This window comes from Agrobacterium sp. 16-172Ci (genome assembly GCF_053522725.1).
This window is the reverse complement of the sequence record NZ_JBNWBW010000001.1, coordinates 179,393-194,998: the sequence shown is the minus strand read 5'-3', so window position 1 is coordinate 194,998 and position 15,606 is coordinate 179,393. Positions and strand designations below refer to the sequence as shown.

Genomic DNA, 15,606 nt, shown 5'->3' with positions numbered 1-15,606 from the left:
CCAAAGCCGCTCCGCCTGTGCAATCACTCGGCCGCCACGAGGTGGCGTTCGTCGTCTTCGCCGGCGGACTCCTCGTCATCGCCCGCGAGAAAGTCGGGCAGAGCCGCCCTGTCATCCTCGCCACCGGTCTGTGTTTCCGGCACGGAGGCGTCGACTTCGGCGATGAGGCGCAGGGGCTCCGGCAGCCAGCCGGTGTCGGCCAGCAGGCGCTCGGCCTCCTTGGCCATGTCGCTCTTCTTCAGATGGTCGATGAGCTGTGCGGCCTGTTCTCCGGCGCCCTCGCGGACGGCCTGAAGGATGCGCGGCTTGGTGACACGGCCGAGATAGTTGCCGACTGTTGGACGCCAGCCAACCTCCACCATGTCGAGGCCAGTGGCGCGGGCGAGCCGGTCGGCCTGGCCGAGCCGCATGTCGAGCCCGTGCTGCGAGACGCCGTTGCCGCCATAGGGGTTCGGCTTCTCGTAGAGCGCATTGACGCCGTAGCTCACGCAATGGGCCAGTAGCGCCATCCGGCTCGTGTCATCGAGCGCCGCAAGCCAGTCCCACAGCGCATGATCCTCGGCGGGGATGTCGCCCGCCCAGCCTTCGTGGCGCTCATGCACCGCGCGAGCCGACGGGCTGTCCTTCATCGCGTCATCCTGGGCCGGGAAGAAGACGTGGTTGACGGAGGCCTCCAACGCGCCCCTGTACATGCGGTGCTGGAAGGCGTCGGACACCAGCTTGTGCAGCAGCGCGGTCATGGCGACGTGCGGATTGTCCGCCAGCGCATTGCGCAGCGCCAGGGTGCGATGGGCCGTCAACTCCGTGACGATGCGATCAGGCAACGGCTTGATCGCATCGTCCTCGTCCTCCTCCGCCTCGGCGGGCTGCCCACCAATCATGATGACGGCGCGCTGTACGACCGGATCGGTCGCATCGGTGCTGGGTTCCCCGCCCGCCTCGCCCTCGGAGGCAATCGGCGCTTCGTCCTCGGCCCGGACGTAGCCGCGATCAATGTCGAGGCTGCCGTCATGGGCGATGCTGATGAACACACCCGCGCGGCCGATTTCGTCAGGCTCGTAGCGCACCGTTCGCGCTTCGAAGGCGGCGAGCGCCGTCTCGATCTCACCGAGCCGCTGGTCGACTTCATCCGGCAGCTCGTCGGCGTCCTGATACTCGGCTTCCAGCTTGGCCATCTCAGCGTTCAGCGCCTCGATCGTGGCTTGCTCGTCAGCTGAGAGGTCGAGCGCCTCGCCCTGTAGCGCGCGCAGGCCACGCGTCGCGTCATAGGGGAAGCTGACGGCGACCTCGATCCACTTCCAGCCCTCGGCGGCGACCTCCTCGGCCGTGTCCTTCAGCTTCTCGGCGACAAGCCGGTCGAGCAGCGCGGGATCCTGTAGCCACCCGCCGTCGTCCGACTGGAAGAGATCGCGCATGGTGACGCCGCCGGCGGCCTCATACGCTGCACTGCCGACGAACACGGCCCGTTTGTCCGAGGCGCGCACGGTGGTCTCGGTGAGCATGCGCCGGATCTGATAGGGCTCCTTCGACCAGGCGTCCTTGATCGCCTCCCAGACCTGCTCCTGGCGAGCATGGTCGTTCGACACGGTGAAGGCCATCAGCTGCTCGAGCGTCATGCCATCCTCGGCATAGATCTCCTGCAGCGCCGGCGATGCGGCGGCCAGGCGAAGCCGCTGCTTCACGACCTGCACCGGCACGAAGAAGGCGGCTGCGATCTCTTCCTCGGACATGCCCTTGCCACGCATGTCCTGGAAAGCGCGGAACTGATCGAGCGGGTGCAACGGCGCACGTTCGATATTCTCCGCCAACGACACCTCCTCGGGGAGGATGGCGCCATCGCGCTCGCGGACGACACACGGCACGGGAGCGATCTTGGCGAGGCGCTTTTGCTTCACCAGCATTTCCAGCGCGCGGAAACGGCGGCCGCCCGCGGGCACCTCGAACATGCCGGTCTCAACGCCGTCTGCGTCGACCACAGGAAAGACGCTGAGACTCTGGATCAGGCCGCGTCGGGCGATCGAGGCCGCAAGATCCTCGATCGAGACGCCGGCCTTCACGCGCCGGACATTGGACTGGCTGAGCACCAGCTTGTTGAAGGGGATGTCGCGCGAGGACGACAGGACGATCTTCTGAGCAGCAGTAGCCATCGGGATTTACTCCGCGACGGGCGGCCGAGAGACTCTCTCAACCTCCAACCCGTCACGGAGCGAAGCGCCGCCCTCTTCCTCTAAAGGGGGCAGCGCCACGGACCGGTGAATCGGAAAGAGACGGAAGCGCAAAGCCGGAGACACGGAAAACCGCTTCTCCGGCTTTGCGGCGATCAGCTCGCTCTATCGAGCAGCTTCTTGGCCTTGGCCTCCATGTCGAGGCGGGCGTCCTGATGGGGTTTGTCGCGCGCGACGGCGGTGATGCCCTGCACGAAATCGAAGGTGCTCTCGGGCGGGCGGCCTTCTTCGGCCAGCACCGTATCGATGATCTTTCCGGTCTCCGCCTTGGAGAAGCCCCGACGGCGCAGGAAGTCGGTGCGGTCTTCGTCGGTCTTTGCCACGATCCGTTCGCGCGCCGCCTTGATGCCGTTGACGAAAGGCAGGGGCGAGGAGTTTGCGAAGTTCGCCAGAGCCGGAGCCGCCTCGTGGGCGAAGCGATTGGCCGCATATTTGGAGTGGCGGATGGTGATTTCCTCGAAATCCTCCACCCCCCACAGATTGCGGTTCTGGCAGACTGCGCGAAGATAGAAGCTCGCCATCCCGAGCGTCTTGGCGCCGACCTCGGAGTTCCAGCAGTAAAAGCCCCGGAAATAGAGATCGGGCGAGCCGTCCGGCAGGCGACCGGCCTCGATCGGATTCAGGTCATCGACCAGGAACAGGAAGACGTCACGATCGGAGGCGTACAGCGTCGTTGTATCCTTGGTGATGTCGACGCGCGGATTGTAGACGCCGGTCGACCAATCGAGCACGCCCGGCACCTTCCAGCGGGTGTCGCCCGTGCCGTTGCCGGCGATGCGTTGCACGGCTTCCACCAGCTCCGCGTCGAATATCCGCCCGTAATCTGGGCCCGTGACGGCGCGCAGTTCCGTGCGGCCGTCATCGGTTTCCAGCGTCTTGATCTGTTCGGCGCGATTGGAGGTCAGGCCATATTGCAGATTGATGGCGGCGAGCGGAGCCGGAAGTTGGCGCAGATAGGCGGCGGGAGCGCCGACGAGCCCGGCGAGCTGGCCGAAGGACCAGTGTGTCGGCGCAGTAGCCGCATCGGCGCCGGGCAGGATCAGGGCCAACCGCTCCGGATCGTTACGGCTCGCCTCGACATGGATCAGCGCGCTTTCCACAACGCGTGTCCTGCTACGATCGGCGCGGTCACGCACCGATCGCGCCAGTTCAGAGAGTGAGAGGTATCGTTCGTCGGCCGGACGGGAAAACCACTCAGACGAGACGCGACCGACCCGCTCGCCACGGCTGACGTCCACCTTGTAGCCGCCGGCCGCGTCACGGCGCGCATCGAGAACCTGCATGTTCATGGAACCAATCTCCACGACAGGCGCGGAAGCCACTCTCCCGCTTATTCACCCGTCACGGAAACCCGGTCCGCACTCTCACTCTCAAGGGGCGTTGCGGGGTCTCCCCGCAGAAGGGGTCGACCGAGACTTAAAGGCTCGGTCGCAGGGGAAGGCTTTCCCCCCGAAACGAGCCGGTCGCCGCCAGGACGCGCCAAGTCTGCCCCTACAACGTTGCTCCGCGATGCCGTAAGCGGCGCCGGTCACGATTGCGTAGCGGTTCATTCGCCTTCGGCTCCATACCGATCGTAAAAATCGATTGGGTAGCCGCTGGCCAGGCGGTCAAAATCGGGTTCGCCAGCGCTGTGCACGCGCAGGAGGGCGTGAGGGCCCAGAGGAGCATGGGCGTAGAGGTCGAACCCGCCCCAGTCGGCATGGCAGTCAAGCGAGCGGGCATAAAGATGGATCACGGCCTTTGCCGCGGAATAGGCGTCTGGTGTCAGCGCAACAGGCACCGCGATCTCAAGCACCCGTGGGACGCCGATGATCGACAACTTGTCCAGAAGTTCGCCTTCGGCGTGATTGAAGTAGGCGGATTCTCCACCCCAATGGGCCAGGAGCGATGTGACGCCGCTGTCATCGATGCGCTGTGGGTGCGATGTCATCCAGAATTTGCCGCTGCGGGAACCGAGCCGATCGCTCTGGAATGGGCTTGCTTCAAAAACCGCGCTGGCTTCCTCAGCGGTCAGGTCGGCTGCCGCGACGAGGCTATCGAGCCGCGCGCGAAGGGTCGCCAAGGTGGCGGGATACAGACCGCGTTGCCTGGCGCTTTCCACTTCCAAATTCGTCATCCGGGTGTGGTGCCAGGCCCGGATCGTCCGGATCTCCATCGCAGGCATCAACCCTTCGGCGAACCGGTAAAAAGCGCTGGCGAAGGGATTTGACGGAGGGGCCCCTCGATGGTCGGAGGCCTCACGCTCCAGATAGTTCGCTCGATCAGTCGCGAAGTAATCGACAAGGAGCTGCCGCTCATTCTGCAGTTCACGCATGAGCGAAGCGTCGAACGTGTCGAGATTCCAGACGTCGATCAGCCGCGTCATTGGTCCTCTGCGGCCATTGCTGGGGTAAGGACGTCGGCGCCTTTGTCGATCTCGGAGCGAACATGATCCGCGATACGATCCAGCTGCACGAGCACCGCCACGTCGCCCACCTCGGCCAGTCGGTCGGGAAGATGCCGCAGATCGTCTCCGGCGAAGACGATGAAGTCGTAATAAGGAGGCCAAGCCATCAAGGTCGCGCCAGCCGTGTCGCGATCACGTGCCAGGATTTTCCGGACCTCGTCACGCGACGCGATGCCATTTGCCTGTTCGAACGAGAGGCCGAGATCAATCAGCTGCTTGGCGAGCCGCATCAGGCAGAGATCGACGACGCCAAAGCGCTTCCACTTCGCGCGGACCCGGCTGAGATCGGGAGCGGGTGAATTCGGGTGAACAAACGGCGCCATCAATCCACTTGAGCCGAGCAATCCCCGCTTCAGATAAGAGCGCAAACCCTCATATCCGATGGCGACGATTTCCGCCGCCCTAGCCGTTGTGACTGTTTGGTCCATTGCGAGTCCAATTCGGTTCTGACAGAACCAATATGGGCGCCTGTCAAATCGGTGTCAATAGGACCGATTATTCGCGCAGCGTGATCACGCCTCCGCGTTGGGCGCTGTGTGCACGACCGAGTCGAACCCGAAAACCGCCGGCACCTTCTCGCCCTTGACGGGTTCGCGACCAGTGAGGTGTTCGACCTTCAAGCGGGGGCGGCCGTAGCGGGCGGCATCGAGCGACCCGGGATTGGGGAAAGGCATCATGGTGAGGGGCTTTCCATTGATGCATTGGTCCTGCGGTAGCGAAGGCAGGAACACCTGCAGAACCTCATTGCCGTAGGCAAAGGTGAAAAAGGCATAAGGGACGGTGTCGATGCCTGCGCGGCGGCGCATGAGCATCAGCACGATGAGGTCATTGCGCATCGGTCCCGGGATAGTCGTCCGGAACACCGGGAATTCGGCGACGAAGTTGCGACTGTGATCAGTGTCGCGGATCCAATCGTAGGTTTCGCGAAAATGCTGCGTCTCGACGTCGGGCAGCAAGGTGAGCCCAATTTTGACCAGCCCTTTTAGGGCCGCGACGGGAATATAAGTGTCGCGGTGTAACTCGAAACGAAGTTGCTTGGCCTGCTCATCGACCTCGAAGAAGGGATCGTCTTCATATTCCTTCAACTGGAAGCCGGCGTCGGCATATTCGACCCGCCAGCCCTTCTCGCGGCCAGGCTTCTTGATCGTCGGCACGCCGTTGCGCCCCTTGATGCGCGACAGGGTGCGCATCGGCTTGGACCAATTGCCGAGATGGTTCTCGATCCCCTCGCCGAACAGATGGTTGCAGGCGTCGCACTCATAGTTGCTGAACAGGCCGGTATTGCCGAAGGCTGCGGGTAAAGCGTGAGCCTCGTCCTTGAACGTGACCTCCGGTTCGTTCTTGCCGCAGAAGCGGCAATGCCGCGGACTTTCGGGGCTGCCGAGGAACAGCTTCGTACCGGGTTCGAGGAAGACCGGCTCGGCGCCCGCGTAATGGGTGTCATAGAAATTCGCGGCCGCGACGGTCTGAGCGTCCAGAGTGGGGTCGGTCATCGGTCGCTCCTCAAGCGCGACGCAGCATGCGTTCGACACGCACACGCTTGAAGCCGTCAGCGTGAACAGTCTGGCGAAGCTGACGAATGTCGCCGACGCCGAAGGCGACGGCGGCCTTCAGCGGGCTGGCGAAGGTCGCGTAATAGGTCCAGCGCGCGTCGGCTGGCAGCACAGCGTTCTGCCGTCGATCGGTGATCGCGACATCGCGCGGGTCGCTGGTGTTGCGGAAGGCATGGAAAGTGACCCAGTCCGGCCGACGGTAACGGGCCGCCTTCGAGAACGGCACCGACTGAACCTTCACGTCGGCCTGATCGAGCACCCAGCCTTGCTGTTCCAGAATCTGACGCACCATGTGCCCCGCCATCTGCTTCACACGGTCAACCAGCACCTCCTCGCGGAACTCCGCCAGCAGCTGCTCTTCGATCCCTTCGACAGCCGGCTTGCTGAGCTCGGAGGCGGTCTCCAGTCGAGCGACGTGTTCGGGGCGCGTGAGAAACGCCCACAACCGCTGGCCCAGATCGGACGCGTAGAGCGACGCGAATTTCTCCGGATTATAGGCAAACATGACCGGCCCTCCTTTACCGGGCAAATATGGACGGTTATAGCTTGATGTCAAGGATGGGTGTCGGGCGGGGCCGACCGGCAGGGAAGGAGGCAGGGGTGGATTTCGAAGATCTCGTCATGGCGTTGGCGCCGCCTCCGAACCGGGTCGGTAAGGCGGACGGTGTCCACGAGCATCATCTTTATGAGGGCGCGGTGATGGTCGCCTACGCCATGCATCTCCTGCGCGCGGAGGGGGCGCACGAAGTTCGCATCCATCCGGATGGAGAGCATGGAAAGCAGTTCGATTTCGTCGTCTGGTTGGCGCGCCGCGGGTTCAGTAAGGTCTCCGGGCTTGGCAGTACGACATATGGCGGGCTCTACCGGAATGAGCGCGGCCAGACGATCACCATCAACCCGAAATCCGGGCTCGGAGATGTCGTCGCCGAGATCGGCGAGCAGGTGATCGTGGCCGAATGTAAAGGCGGCATCATCAACACGCGTCATCCGGGGCAGACGTCGAGGCTGTACCGCGGCTTGTGCGAAACAGTAGGACTGCTCATGGCGACGCCGCCACGGGGGCGTCAGGTCGCGGTCGCGCCGCTGACCGATGGCACGCTGCGTCTCGCCGAGCGGCTTGCGCCACGTTGCGCCCTGGCGGGTATTGAGATCGCCCTTGTTGGTGCTCGCGGCGAGGTCATGAACATCGAACCGACAAAGAGGGCGAACCTATGAAGCGAGTGTTGACGGTGGGCGTGACCTATACCGGGGACCCGATCGAGGGCGTGGAGATCGACAATCTGGGTCTTTGCCAGCCGGATGTAGATCGCGCTCGGGCGGCCTATCCGCTCTACGAATATGATACGATCATCATCAACCCGGAGAGCTACACGCACTTCCTGTTCGGCACGGGCGGGGAGTTCTCGAACGAGCTTTACGAACTGGGCAAGCTGAAGAGCCAGAACGATCGCTATGATCTCGACTCCGCGTTCGACGCCGAAGATCGACGCAAGGAGATGGAAGCGGCGATCGCCGACGGCGCGACAGTCGTCTGGTGCCTGTCGGAGCCCAAGCGGGTCAATTTCTTCGGATATCGCGAGACCCATCTTGGCTACGCGGCACCCAAAGTAGCGAATTTCGTGAAGCGTTCCGAGCTTCTCGTGAAGAAAGGGCGCAGGATGGGCGCGATTGATCCCGACAGCCCATTTGCGCGCTACTTCGACGTGCTGTCCCGCACCGGCGGTTGGACCCTTTGCCTCTCCGATCCGGGCGAAGGCTATGCGTCGATCGCCGCCACCCCCGAAGGCTACAGCCTTGGAGGACAATTGGCGTTGGGCAGCACGATGGGATGGCTGGTGACGCCGCCGACATCGCAAGAGGCGCAGAACCAGCTTGTGCGCGACAGCCTGGCGATGGAGAAGTCAGACCCTGCGCATGAAAAATATCATGGCATCTTCCTCAGCCACACCGGCGTCGACAAGCCCTTCGTGCGACAGCTCCGCAAGGACCTTCTCGCCCATGGCGTGCCCAGGGTATGGCTGGACGAGGCGGAGATCGAAATCGGCGACTCCCTGATTGCGAAGATCGACGAAGGCATGAAGCTCAGCCGCTACATTGCGGTCGTGTTGTCGAAGAAATCGATTGACGCGCCATGGGTGAAGAAGGAGCTCGATCTGGCAATGAACCGCGAAATCTCATCGAGCGAGGTCGTTGTGCTCCCTCTGCTCTATGAGGAATGCGAGCTGCCCGGCTTCCTACAAGGCAAGCTCTACGCCGATTTTTCAAAGCCGGAAGATTATGAGGCGGTGCTTGGTAAGCTATTGCGGCGGCTGCGGATCGGTTGACATCGTCTCGCTTAGGCGGGCGCCCGCGCACGGGACGCACCATTTGTTGTCGGCAGCCCAGTGGGCTCGGTGGCTACGGACCCGCCAGATCGTCAGGGCCAAGGTAGACGATGTCGATCTTGCTGACATCCGCCGCGACCTGGGCGCGAAGCAGACCGGCTCGAAGCGGATAGAGTGCGGCTTGGACGGTGCCGAGCGGGGAGCCGTCGGTCGATAGCACCCGAGGCTGGTTCGCCCATTGGTGAATTTGTACGACCGTACCGGGCGGTGGAGGCGCACCCAGCCAGGCGACGCTCGCCCAATAGCGCCGATCGGCCCAGGTATGCTTTTCGGCCGGCGTGAAGCTCTGGGAAAACTCCGTCCATATCGGCTTGGTTTCGAGCGTCGGCCAGTCAGGCAGCGCGCTCCAGGCGGCGACGGCCTCGGAGTTGAGCCATTGCCGCAACTCCTGACCTGTCGTGAAGGTCGCGCCGGTGTCGGTCACCGCCTTGATGGCGGCGAGCCGCGAATTGAAGCCGGCTTGGATGAGGATGGACGCGGAACGGTTCAGCGTGCCGGTTTCGACAGCAGGGACCGCCAGCCCGAGTTCGTGAACTTCCAACGGCAGGTCGAACACGCCGACCGTGTCGCCATTGGCGCTGGCGCGGACGCGGATCGCCTCCATCGCCCAAGGCAGCCGATAGACGAGGCCGCCTTCGACGAACTGCAGTGTTTCCGATGGCTGAGCCCCGCCCAATGCCGCCAGCGGTTGGCCGAGCAGCCAGGCGCGCAAGATGTCGCGCCAGTTCGCCGGCAGCGGGTCGGGCGTGAAGGGATAGAAGGCGAACACCTGCTCGGCGAGACCGGTGATGGCGGTGATCGCCGCTTCTGCGTCGCCCTCCAGTATCGCGCCGTTAGCCTGGATGAGAAGCAGGTTGGCGTTGGCGGCGATGGCGTCGAGGGCATGGCCCGTCGTCAGACCCACGCCGGCCAGGAAGTATCCGCGCCGCCGAGCAGCCGTCGACTGGCTCCAGATCAGCCGGCTGCGGGACACGAGACCCGCCTTGAGCACTTGCTGGACCTGAACCTCCTGACGCTGCAGGCGGCGGTGCCACAGAGAGGATTGGAGGATGTCGTCCAGCGCTGCCTCGATTCCGTCATCGGGAATGTCATTCTCCCCGATAAGGCTGAGGATGGCGGTATCAAGCGTCGCAACGTGGCGTTCCCACTCGGCCAGAGCGCGCTCCCGGTCTTCCGGCTTTTCATTGGCGATCTCGGGGAATGTCCAGGCGGCGGCGTTGTTGACGACATAGTCGACGAGCTGGTTGAGGTCTCCGCCGATGCGCGCGCGCATCCGCGTCAGCAACACCGCGACCAAGCGCACGAGGCCGCTTTCCATCTCGCGCGCGCCAAGGTCGGTGATGAGCCCTTCCCAATTCCGCCGCTTCTTGGGGATGTCGTCGAACATCGGGAAAAGGACGATGCCCTCGACGTCGACATAGGCGCGTCCGGCGCGCCCGATGACGTTCTTGAACTCGCTGATCTCGATCCGCTCGCCGGCCCGGTGCAGCGAGTACATGACGACCGCCGTCGCCGACAGATTGAGGCCCTGGGCGAGGGTTGGCGAGGAGATGGTGACCTTAAGGACATTCTCGCGCAGCAGGCGCTCAACCTCCTTGCGGTAGGCGGTCGGCAGCGCTCCGTGGTGGAGCGCGACGCCGAGGCGGAGGCATTTGAGGATGGCGCTGCCGGCGCCCAACCATTCCTCCCCGAGCGCGATCGCTGTGCTCAGCACATTGGGATCGGCATCGAGCAGCGAGCGCAGGGCGCCGCGCTCATGGAGGTCGACGATGACATCGGCGAACGGCTCGACGCTGCGCCGCTCGGGGCAGAAGACGAGGACAGTCTGGCCATCGTCGACAAGCCGCCAGGCCGTCGCGAGGCAAAGCTCGCGCTGGTCGTCGGGAAACAGCCGGGTGCGGCGCCGCTTCGGCGGAACCCAGTTCGGTGGCGCGGCTCCTGTAAGGAAACGCTGGACCCAAGGCCGCTCGTCTCCGACCCGCAGATTGAGCCGGGCGGTTGGCGACCCCCACACGACTTCACCGAAGCGCAGCCGGGTCGGCCGCCAGTCATTCTTGATCAGGCTGCCCGGATGATCGCGACGGAGCCAGGCGGCGAAGTCGTCGAGCTGATCGCCATCGGGGAGGATGGCTGATAGGCAGACGATCCGGCGATCCTGGGCGTCAGCGCGGCGCAGCAGCCGCTGAATCTGCACTTCGTAGCGGACCTCACGTTCGTTGAGGCCGATCATGTGACCTTCGTCGAAGACCAGCAGGGCAACGTCATCGAGGAGTGAGGGATCGTTGCGGAGCGCAAAGTCCAGCTTCTCGGGCGTCGCTACGACGATGTCGCGCTCACGGATCGCGTCCTCATCAAAGCCGCTGACGCCGATGCTACCGTAGAGGGCCGAGATGGTCTTACCGAGCGGCCCGAAGGTCCGTTGGAGCGTGGTTTCGGTCTGTGCTGACAGGGCGCGAAGCGGGGTGACGAACACCACCCGCTTGCCGCCGGCGAGGCAGCGCAGGATGCAGAGTTCGGCAATACGCGTCTTGCCGGCGCTCGTCGGCAGGGACACGACCAGGTCGTCGGATTGGTCGACGGCGCGACCCGCCGCCTCGGTCTGCGATGGCCAAAGGTCGATCTCCGCCTTCGCCCGACGCTGCAGCAGCGCGATGAACAGTTCGCGCAACCGCGACCAGTCCGCCGCCAGTCCGCCTGCGGGCTGAAGCGGAACCCGTTCATGGAAGGTGCTCGACCACAGATCCGACAGAAGGTGGATGGCGACGCGATGCGCCCACCATTGCGGCAGCATGTTCATCTCGCCGCAAATTGCCAGACTCACGCGTAGTCGCTCAAGCGCCTGATCGACCAGCCCTCGCTCGCCCCGTTCGAGCGCGAGCAGGTAGAGCGACATGGCGGCCATGAAGGCGTCCGTGAGCGCGGTATCGAGACCGTCGAACAGGAAGTCGTCTCCACCGGCATCCGCCGGTGCGGCAACGCCCTCGGCCTGGTCGAGGCGAGCCTGGATGTCGGCGGCGATCCGCGCATCGCTGCCTTGCCCGGAGGCCCGGTAGTCCAGAACGCTGTTTCGCAAGGCGCCGAAATTGCGGCGCATCAGCTGCGCGAGCGCGCGCTCGATCGGAGAGAAATTCTCATCCGCCTCGACGATCGCGAGAAGAGAATAGGCGCGCGCGGAAAGGTGCGCGAGATGATAGGCGGCAGCCGCCATGACGAAATGGAAATCGCGGTCGGCCTCCTGGCGATCTCCCTTGGCCATCACCGCCTCAAGCGCTGTCGCCGCCTGCTCGAAGGCCGTGCGCGCCTGGGTCGGGTCGCCGCCGAGTTCGCGAAGACGCAGGCCGAGGCCGAGCAGGGCATAGGCGTAGCTGTGCAGGTCGTAGCTGAGCTGCGGTGCAAAGGCCGGCGCGTCGGGAGGAAGGGCGCCATCGCGCCAGATGATCGCGCGGGCCTGTCCGCGAGCGATCAGTCGGCCTCGGAAGCCGGCGGCCGCCGCCTCGGCGATATCAGCGGCGATAGCCTCAGGGGTTGTTGGCATCGGCGATCACTCGATCGTAGACCGCGGCGATAAAGGCGCCATGGCCTTCCACGCGAAGTCCGATGCCCCATTGATTGATGGGCCCGGGATAGGCCTGCAGGGAGGCTGCCAGTAGCGCATCGGGGGCATTGCCCGTGAATGTGAAAAGCAGATGCCGGACGCTCGGCGGCGGGATGCCATGCTTGAGCAGCGCGTCATCGATCGCATCGGCGAGCGGCAGATTGTCGAGCTCGAGGAGACGCGCGGAAATGAAGTGCAGCGCGTGGGCCGAGGGCAATCCTCCATCCTTGTCGAGGCCTGCGCGGGCTTCGGTCAGGACCTGGGCCGTCAACGCGGCGCGGCTCTTCGCCTCCGTCTTCAGAAACTGGAGACGTTGCGATTGGGGGTCTTGCAGGATGCCGATCACGTCGTCGCCACGCATCGCCATGTTGCGATGGTCCTTCCAGCGCAGGCGCTTGATCGGTGCGCGGTAGCCGCCGCTATGGGCATCTATCCATTCCGTCGCGTAGATCTCGCCAAGGTCGCCGGACCGGATCTGCTTGGTGGTCGGCAGCTTGCTCTCGATCAGCGCGGCGGCCGCGGGCTTGCCAAGCCGCGCGAGTGCACGCGCCACCTGTTCCTCCGAGGCGTAATGCGAAGGCACGATAGCCGCCGTCGCCTGGATGCCGACCGCGAGATGGGCGGCCTGTCCGGTCATCACCCGCCGATGGTGGTTTCCCACCGGCGCGTCGACCGAAATGCACCAATCATTGAACTGCGCCATCCTCGTTCCTCCCGCTCACTGAGGAAAAAGGTCGCGCACGCGCATGAACGGCGCGCCGGTTTCAGCGGCGCGGCGGACTTTGCGTTCGAGAACCTGGTTGAGCGGGATTTCACGATCGAGCATCTCGTAAAGGTCGAGGCCGTCCATGCAGATGACCCGCTTACCGCGTCCAAAGGCGGCGAGGCCGTCTTCGGTGAAACCGCTGTTGCTGACGAACAGGCCGCGGGTCCAAGCCGCCTTCTGCTCGATTTTGCCATGGAAGGTGTGCAGCTCAGCGACGCCGATGGGCTGGCCGTGCCATTTGGCTTCGAGCAGATAGATTTCGCTGCCGAGCTGGAAGCTGCCGTCGATCTGTTCGCCGCGCAGCCGGAACGGCTCTTGGGCGGCCAGGCCGAAGGCGTCGAACAGGCCTTTGAGGAAGCCCTCGAAGGCGTAGCCGCGCGCATGTGGGGCCAACGCCGTGACCTGCATGAGGTTTGCTTTGATCTTGGCGATCGCCATGCGGTCGACGGGAACGGACTGGGGGCTCGCCGAAGGGCGCGACGGCGCAGCGCCGCCGGAGAGGCGGCTGATCAGGCCTTGGTAGCGGGTCGCGGCATTGGCGACGGGGTCGGCGCCGCCGGAGCGCGCCAGATATTCACTGCGATGTTCCCAGAGCGCTTCGATAGCGCGAACGGCGGTCGCGTCATCGCAGGTCTGGAGGAAAGAGCGCAGGCGCTTGCCCTTCGATCCGCCATTGGCCGCGTATTTCGGATCGTCGATGTCGACCTTGAGTTCGGACGCGAAGAAGTCCGAGAAACTGGTGTCGGAAAAATCCAACACGAAGCCAGGGCCCCGGACGAAGTCGACGAGGTCGTCAATGAGACGCAGGTCAATGGATCGAACCGAACTGATGAATCTTCCTCCCCTGTAAGCAGCTTTGAGTCAGCCGTTGATCGTTTCTTGCAGCGTCGCAATCTTCGCAAGAATGTCGTCGAACGAAGGCGGCGTCTCGTCAAACATCATTGGCGCCATCGCCCGGTAGTCGCCGCGCAAATCCTTGACCCGCGCCGCGTCGGGCATCAGCCGCAGGGTTCCAGGTCGCGCGGTGTCGTAGCTGGCCCATCCGGAACGGAAGAAGGTGGCTTTGTGGGAGGCCACCTGCGCCAGCAGATCAAAGTCCGTCGCATCGGCTTGGCCCTCGGCCGTGTTGAGGAGCATGGCGAGGTCATAATAGTGTCGCGAGAAATACTGCGGTGTCGGCGAGTCGGCCGGGCGGTGCGCCTCGGCATGAAGCGCGGTCGCCTTCTCCCAGAATGTGCGTCGCGCTGACAGGACGGTTACGCTGGTGTCAGGCTTTTCGAAGAAATCGGGATAGTCGTCTGCCGCGTAAGGACGAATGACTTTTTCCTCGGTGGGCCAGGGATCACCGCGCGCGCCGAGTTCGAGCTTCACGCGCGGCGTGATGTAAGCCATGCCCTCATATTCGGCGGCGGGCAGAGCGGTGGGATAGTGGAAGTTGACCGTCTGGGCGTCGCCGGCGTCGATCTCCAGCGTCCACTCGCCGTTGGCCGGCTCGCCGAGCTGTTCGACGATCGCGGCGCGAAGCGCCGGGAGGAGTTGCTCGGCGATGTGTCTCTCGACGTCGCCGACAAGATCCTCGATCAGCCGGGCCGCCTGCTTCCTGCTGATCCCCTCCTTCTCGGGGTCGCGATCCCCGGTGTAGCCGAGTTCAGCCCGATCGAACGAGAGGTCTATGTCTTCCGAGAAGCGACGGATGGCTCCGAACGCCTTGGAGAGCGATGTGCCGCCCTTGAAGACGAGGGTCGCTGTCGCCCCTTTCGGCAGGCCGAAGAGGCGTCTTAGGGTCCAACAAACCCAGAAGTCCTTCTCGATGATCGTGTCGGCGACACCCCGGCCAGCGCCGGTCTCCCCGAAGAGAGCGGCGCGATCGGCGGTGGGAAGACGGGCGACCTCATCCATCGATATCAGCCACCGCTGCGTTGGCAATCGAGACGAGAGTAGGACGCATCCAGGCAGGCGCCTGAACGGCGGTCGAGGCTAGCGTCTTCTTGTCGGTAGCCGAAAGCCGCCGCGACGCGATCTGCGCGACGTCGGCTGCGCGCACAGGGCCGACATGGCGAAGCGCTTGAACGACCGTGCCGGCAGGGCTTCCGGGCGCGATGAGATGCTTTGGCGAGGCATGACGAAGATCAACGACGCGCTTGCCCAGCACGACGCGCCGAGAGGGGCCATCGGTCAGGTAAGTGCTCTGGGCAGGAACCTGCGTCGAGAGCCCGAGCACGTTCGCCGCCCGCGCACCCGCGATCTGAACCTGCGAGCCGGTCTCCCGGGCGAGTGCCTTGGCGACATCGTCTGGAGCGGGCGAGAGAGGACCGAGCTTCGGATGCAGCTTGGGGAAGTCATAGAGCCCACGCGCTAGACGCCGAAGCTGGCCGCCCTTGACTAGCCGGGACAGTGCCTGATCGACGGACGGGCGAGCGGCGATGGTGAGGAAGTCGCTGGGCGTGAAGACGCTGCCGCGTCCGCTTGCGCGAACACGCCTCATCACTCCATCAGGAACGGATACAGCCGGGGTTTTCATCTGTCAGAAAATAAGCTATCTTTTTCTGACATTCAAGGGGTGCCTCTGAGGGCCTTTTGGGAGGCAATGGGGCAAGGCCTCCTTGGGCACCGGAAGGTGCCTGCGAATTAACTAAG

13 protein-coding genes are annotated in these 15,606 nt (G+C 64.2%); 2 read left to right on the top strand and 11 right to left on the bottom strand.

The window, feature by feature from the left end:
- Positions 1 to 23: 23 nt before the first annotated feature.
- The 6 genes from ACQZ40_RS00960 to ACQZ40_RS00935 form a co-directional block, all read right to left on the bottom strand.
- A complete protein-coding gene (locus ACQZ40_RS00960; RefSeq protein WP_448747214.1) occupies positions 24 to 2,147 on the bottom strand; it encodes a ParB/RepB/Spo0J family partition protein in 2,124 nt (707 codons plus the stop codon).
- 173 nt (positions 2,148 to 2,320) lie between these two features.
- Positions 2,321 to 3,514, bottom strand: coding sequence for a DUF932 domain-containing protein (locus ACQZ40_RS00955; RefSeq protein WP_448747213.1), 1,194 nt, complete (start codon positions 3,512 to 3,514; stop codon positions 2,321 to 2,323).
- A 257-nt stretch (positions 3,515 to 3,771) separates the two neighbouring features.
- Positions 3,772 to 4,590 carry a hypothetical protein gene (locus tag ACQZ40_RS00950; RefSeq protein ID WP_448747212.1) on the bottom strand — a complete coding sequence of 273 codons (819 nt, stop codon included), beginning with the start codon at positions 4,588 to 4,590 and terminating at the stop codon, positions 3,772 to 3,774.
- A complete protein-coding gene (locus ACQZ40_RS00945) occupies positions 4,587 to 5,099 on the bottom strand; it encodes a hypothetical protein (protein WP_448747211.1) in 513 nt (170 codons plus the stop codon). Before ACQZ40_RS00945 ends, ACQZ40_RS00950 begins: the two co-directional genes overlap by 4 nt.
- An 84-nt stretch (positions 5,100 to 5,183) precedes the next feature.
- Positions 5,184 to 6,164, bottom strand: coding sequence for an HNH endonuclease (locus ACQZ40_RS00940; RefSeq protein WP_448747210.1), 981 nt, complete (start codon positions 6,162 to 6,164; stop codon positions 5,184 to 5,186).
- Between the two features lie 10 nt (positions 6,165 to 6,174).
- Positions 6,175 to 6,729, bottom strand: a complete 555-nt coding sequence (locus ACQZ40_RS00935) for a hypothetical protein (protein WP_448747209.1) — start codon at positions 6,727 to 6,729, stop codon at positions 6,175 to 6,177.
- Positions 6,730 to 6,824: 95 nt separating this feature from the next.
- Between ACQZ40_RS00935 and ACQZ40_RS00930 the strand changes: the two genes are divergently transcribed.
- Entirely contained in the window at positions 6,825 to 7,439 is a 615-nt protein-coding gene (locus ACQZ40_RS00930) for a hypothetical protein (protein WP_448747208.1), read from the top strand.
- Complete coding sequence (locus ACQZ40_RS00925; protein ID WP_448747207.1) at positions 7,436 to 8,548, top strand: toll/interleukin-1 receptor domain-containing protein; 1,113 nt, start codon at positions 7,436 to 7,438, stop codon at positions 8,546 to 8,548. Before ACQZ40_RS00930 ends, ACQZ40_RS00925 begins: the two co-directional genes overlap by 4 nt.
- Before the next feature lie 73 nt (positions 8,549 to 8,621).
- On the opposite strand, the gene ACQZ40_RS00920 is transcribed toward ACQZ40_RS00925, so the two are convergent.
- The 5 genes from ACQZ40_RS00920 to ACQZ40_RS00900 all read right to left on the bottom strand — a co-directional run bounded on the left by ACQZ40_RS00920 (position 8,622) and on the right by ACQZ40_RS00900 (position 15,454).
- Positions 8,622 to 12,143 carry a DEAD/DEAH box helicase gene (locus tag ACQZ40_RS00920; RefSeq protein WP_448747206.1) on the bottom strand — a complete coding sequence of 1,174 codons (3,522 nt, stop codon included), beginning with the start codon at positions 12,141 to 12,143 and terminating at the stop codon, positions 8,622 to 8,624.
- Positions 12,127 to 12,906: a Hachiman antiphage defense system protein HamA gene (locus ACQZ40_RS00915; RefSeq protein ID WP_448747205.1), complete on the bottom strand. Its 780-nt coding sequence runs from the start codon at positions 12,904 to 12,906 to the stop codon at positions 12,127 to 12,129. Before ACQZ40_RS00915 ends, ACQZ40_RS00920 begins: the two co-directional genes overlap by 17 nt.
- 15 nt (positions 12,907 to 12,921) lie before the next feature.
- A complete protein-coding gene (locus ACQZ40_RS00910) occupies positions 12,922 to 13,728 on the bottom strand; it encodes a restriction endonuclease (protein WP_448747204.1) in 807 nt (268 codons plus the stop codon).
- 102 nt (positions 13,729 to 13,830) lie between these two features.
- A complete protein-coding gene (locus ACQZ40_RS00905) occupies positions 13,831 to 14,868 on the bottom strand; it encodes a nucleotidyl transferase AbiEii/AbiGii toxin family protein (protein ID WP_448747203.1) in 1,038 nt (345 codons plus the stop codon).
- A complete protein-coding gene (locus ACQZ40_RS00900; protein ID WP_448747202.1) occupies positions 14,861 to 15,454 on the bottom strand; it encodes a DUF6088 family protein in 594 nt (197 codons plus the stop codon). The genes ACQZ40_RS00905 and ACQZ40_RS00900 overlap by 8 nt, the downstream gene beginning before the upstream one ends.
- Positions 15,455 to 15,606 lie beyond the last annotated feature (152 nt).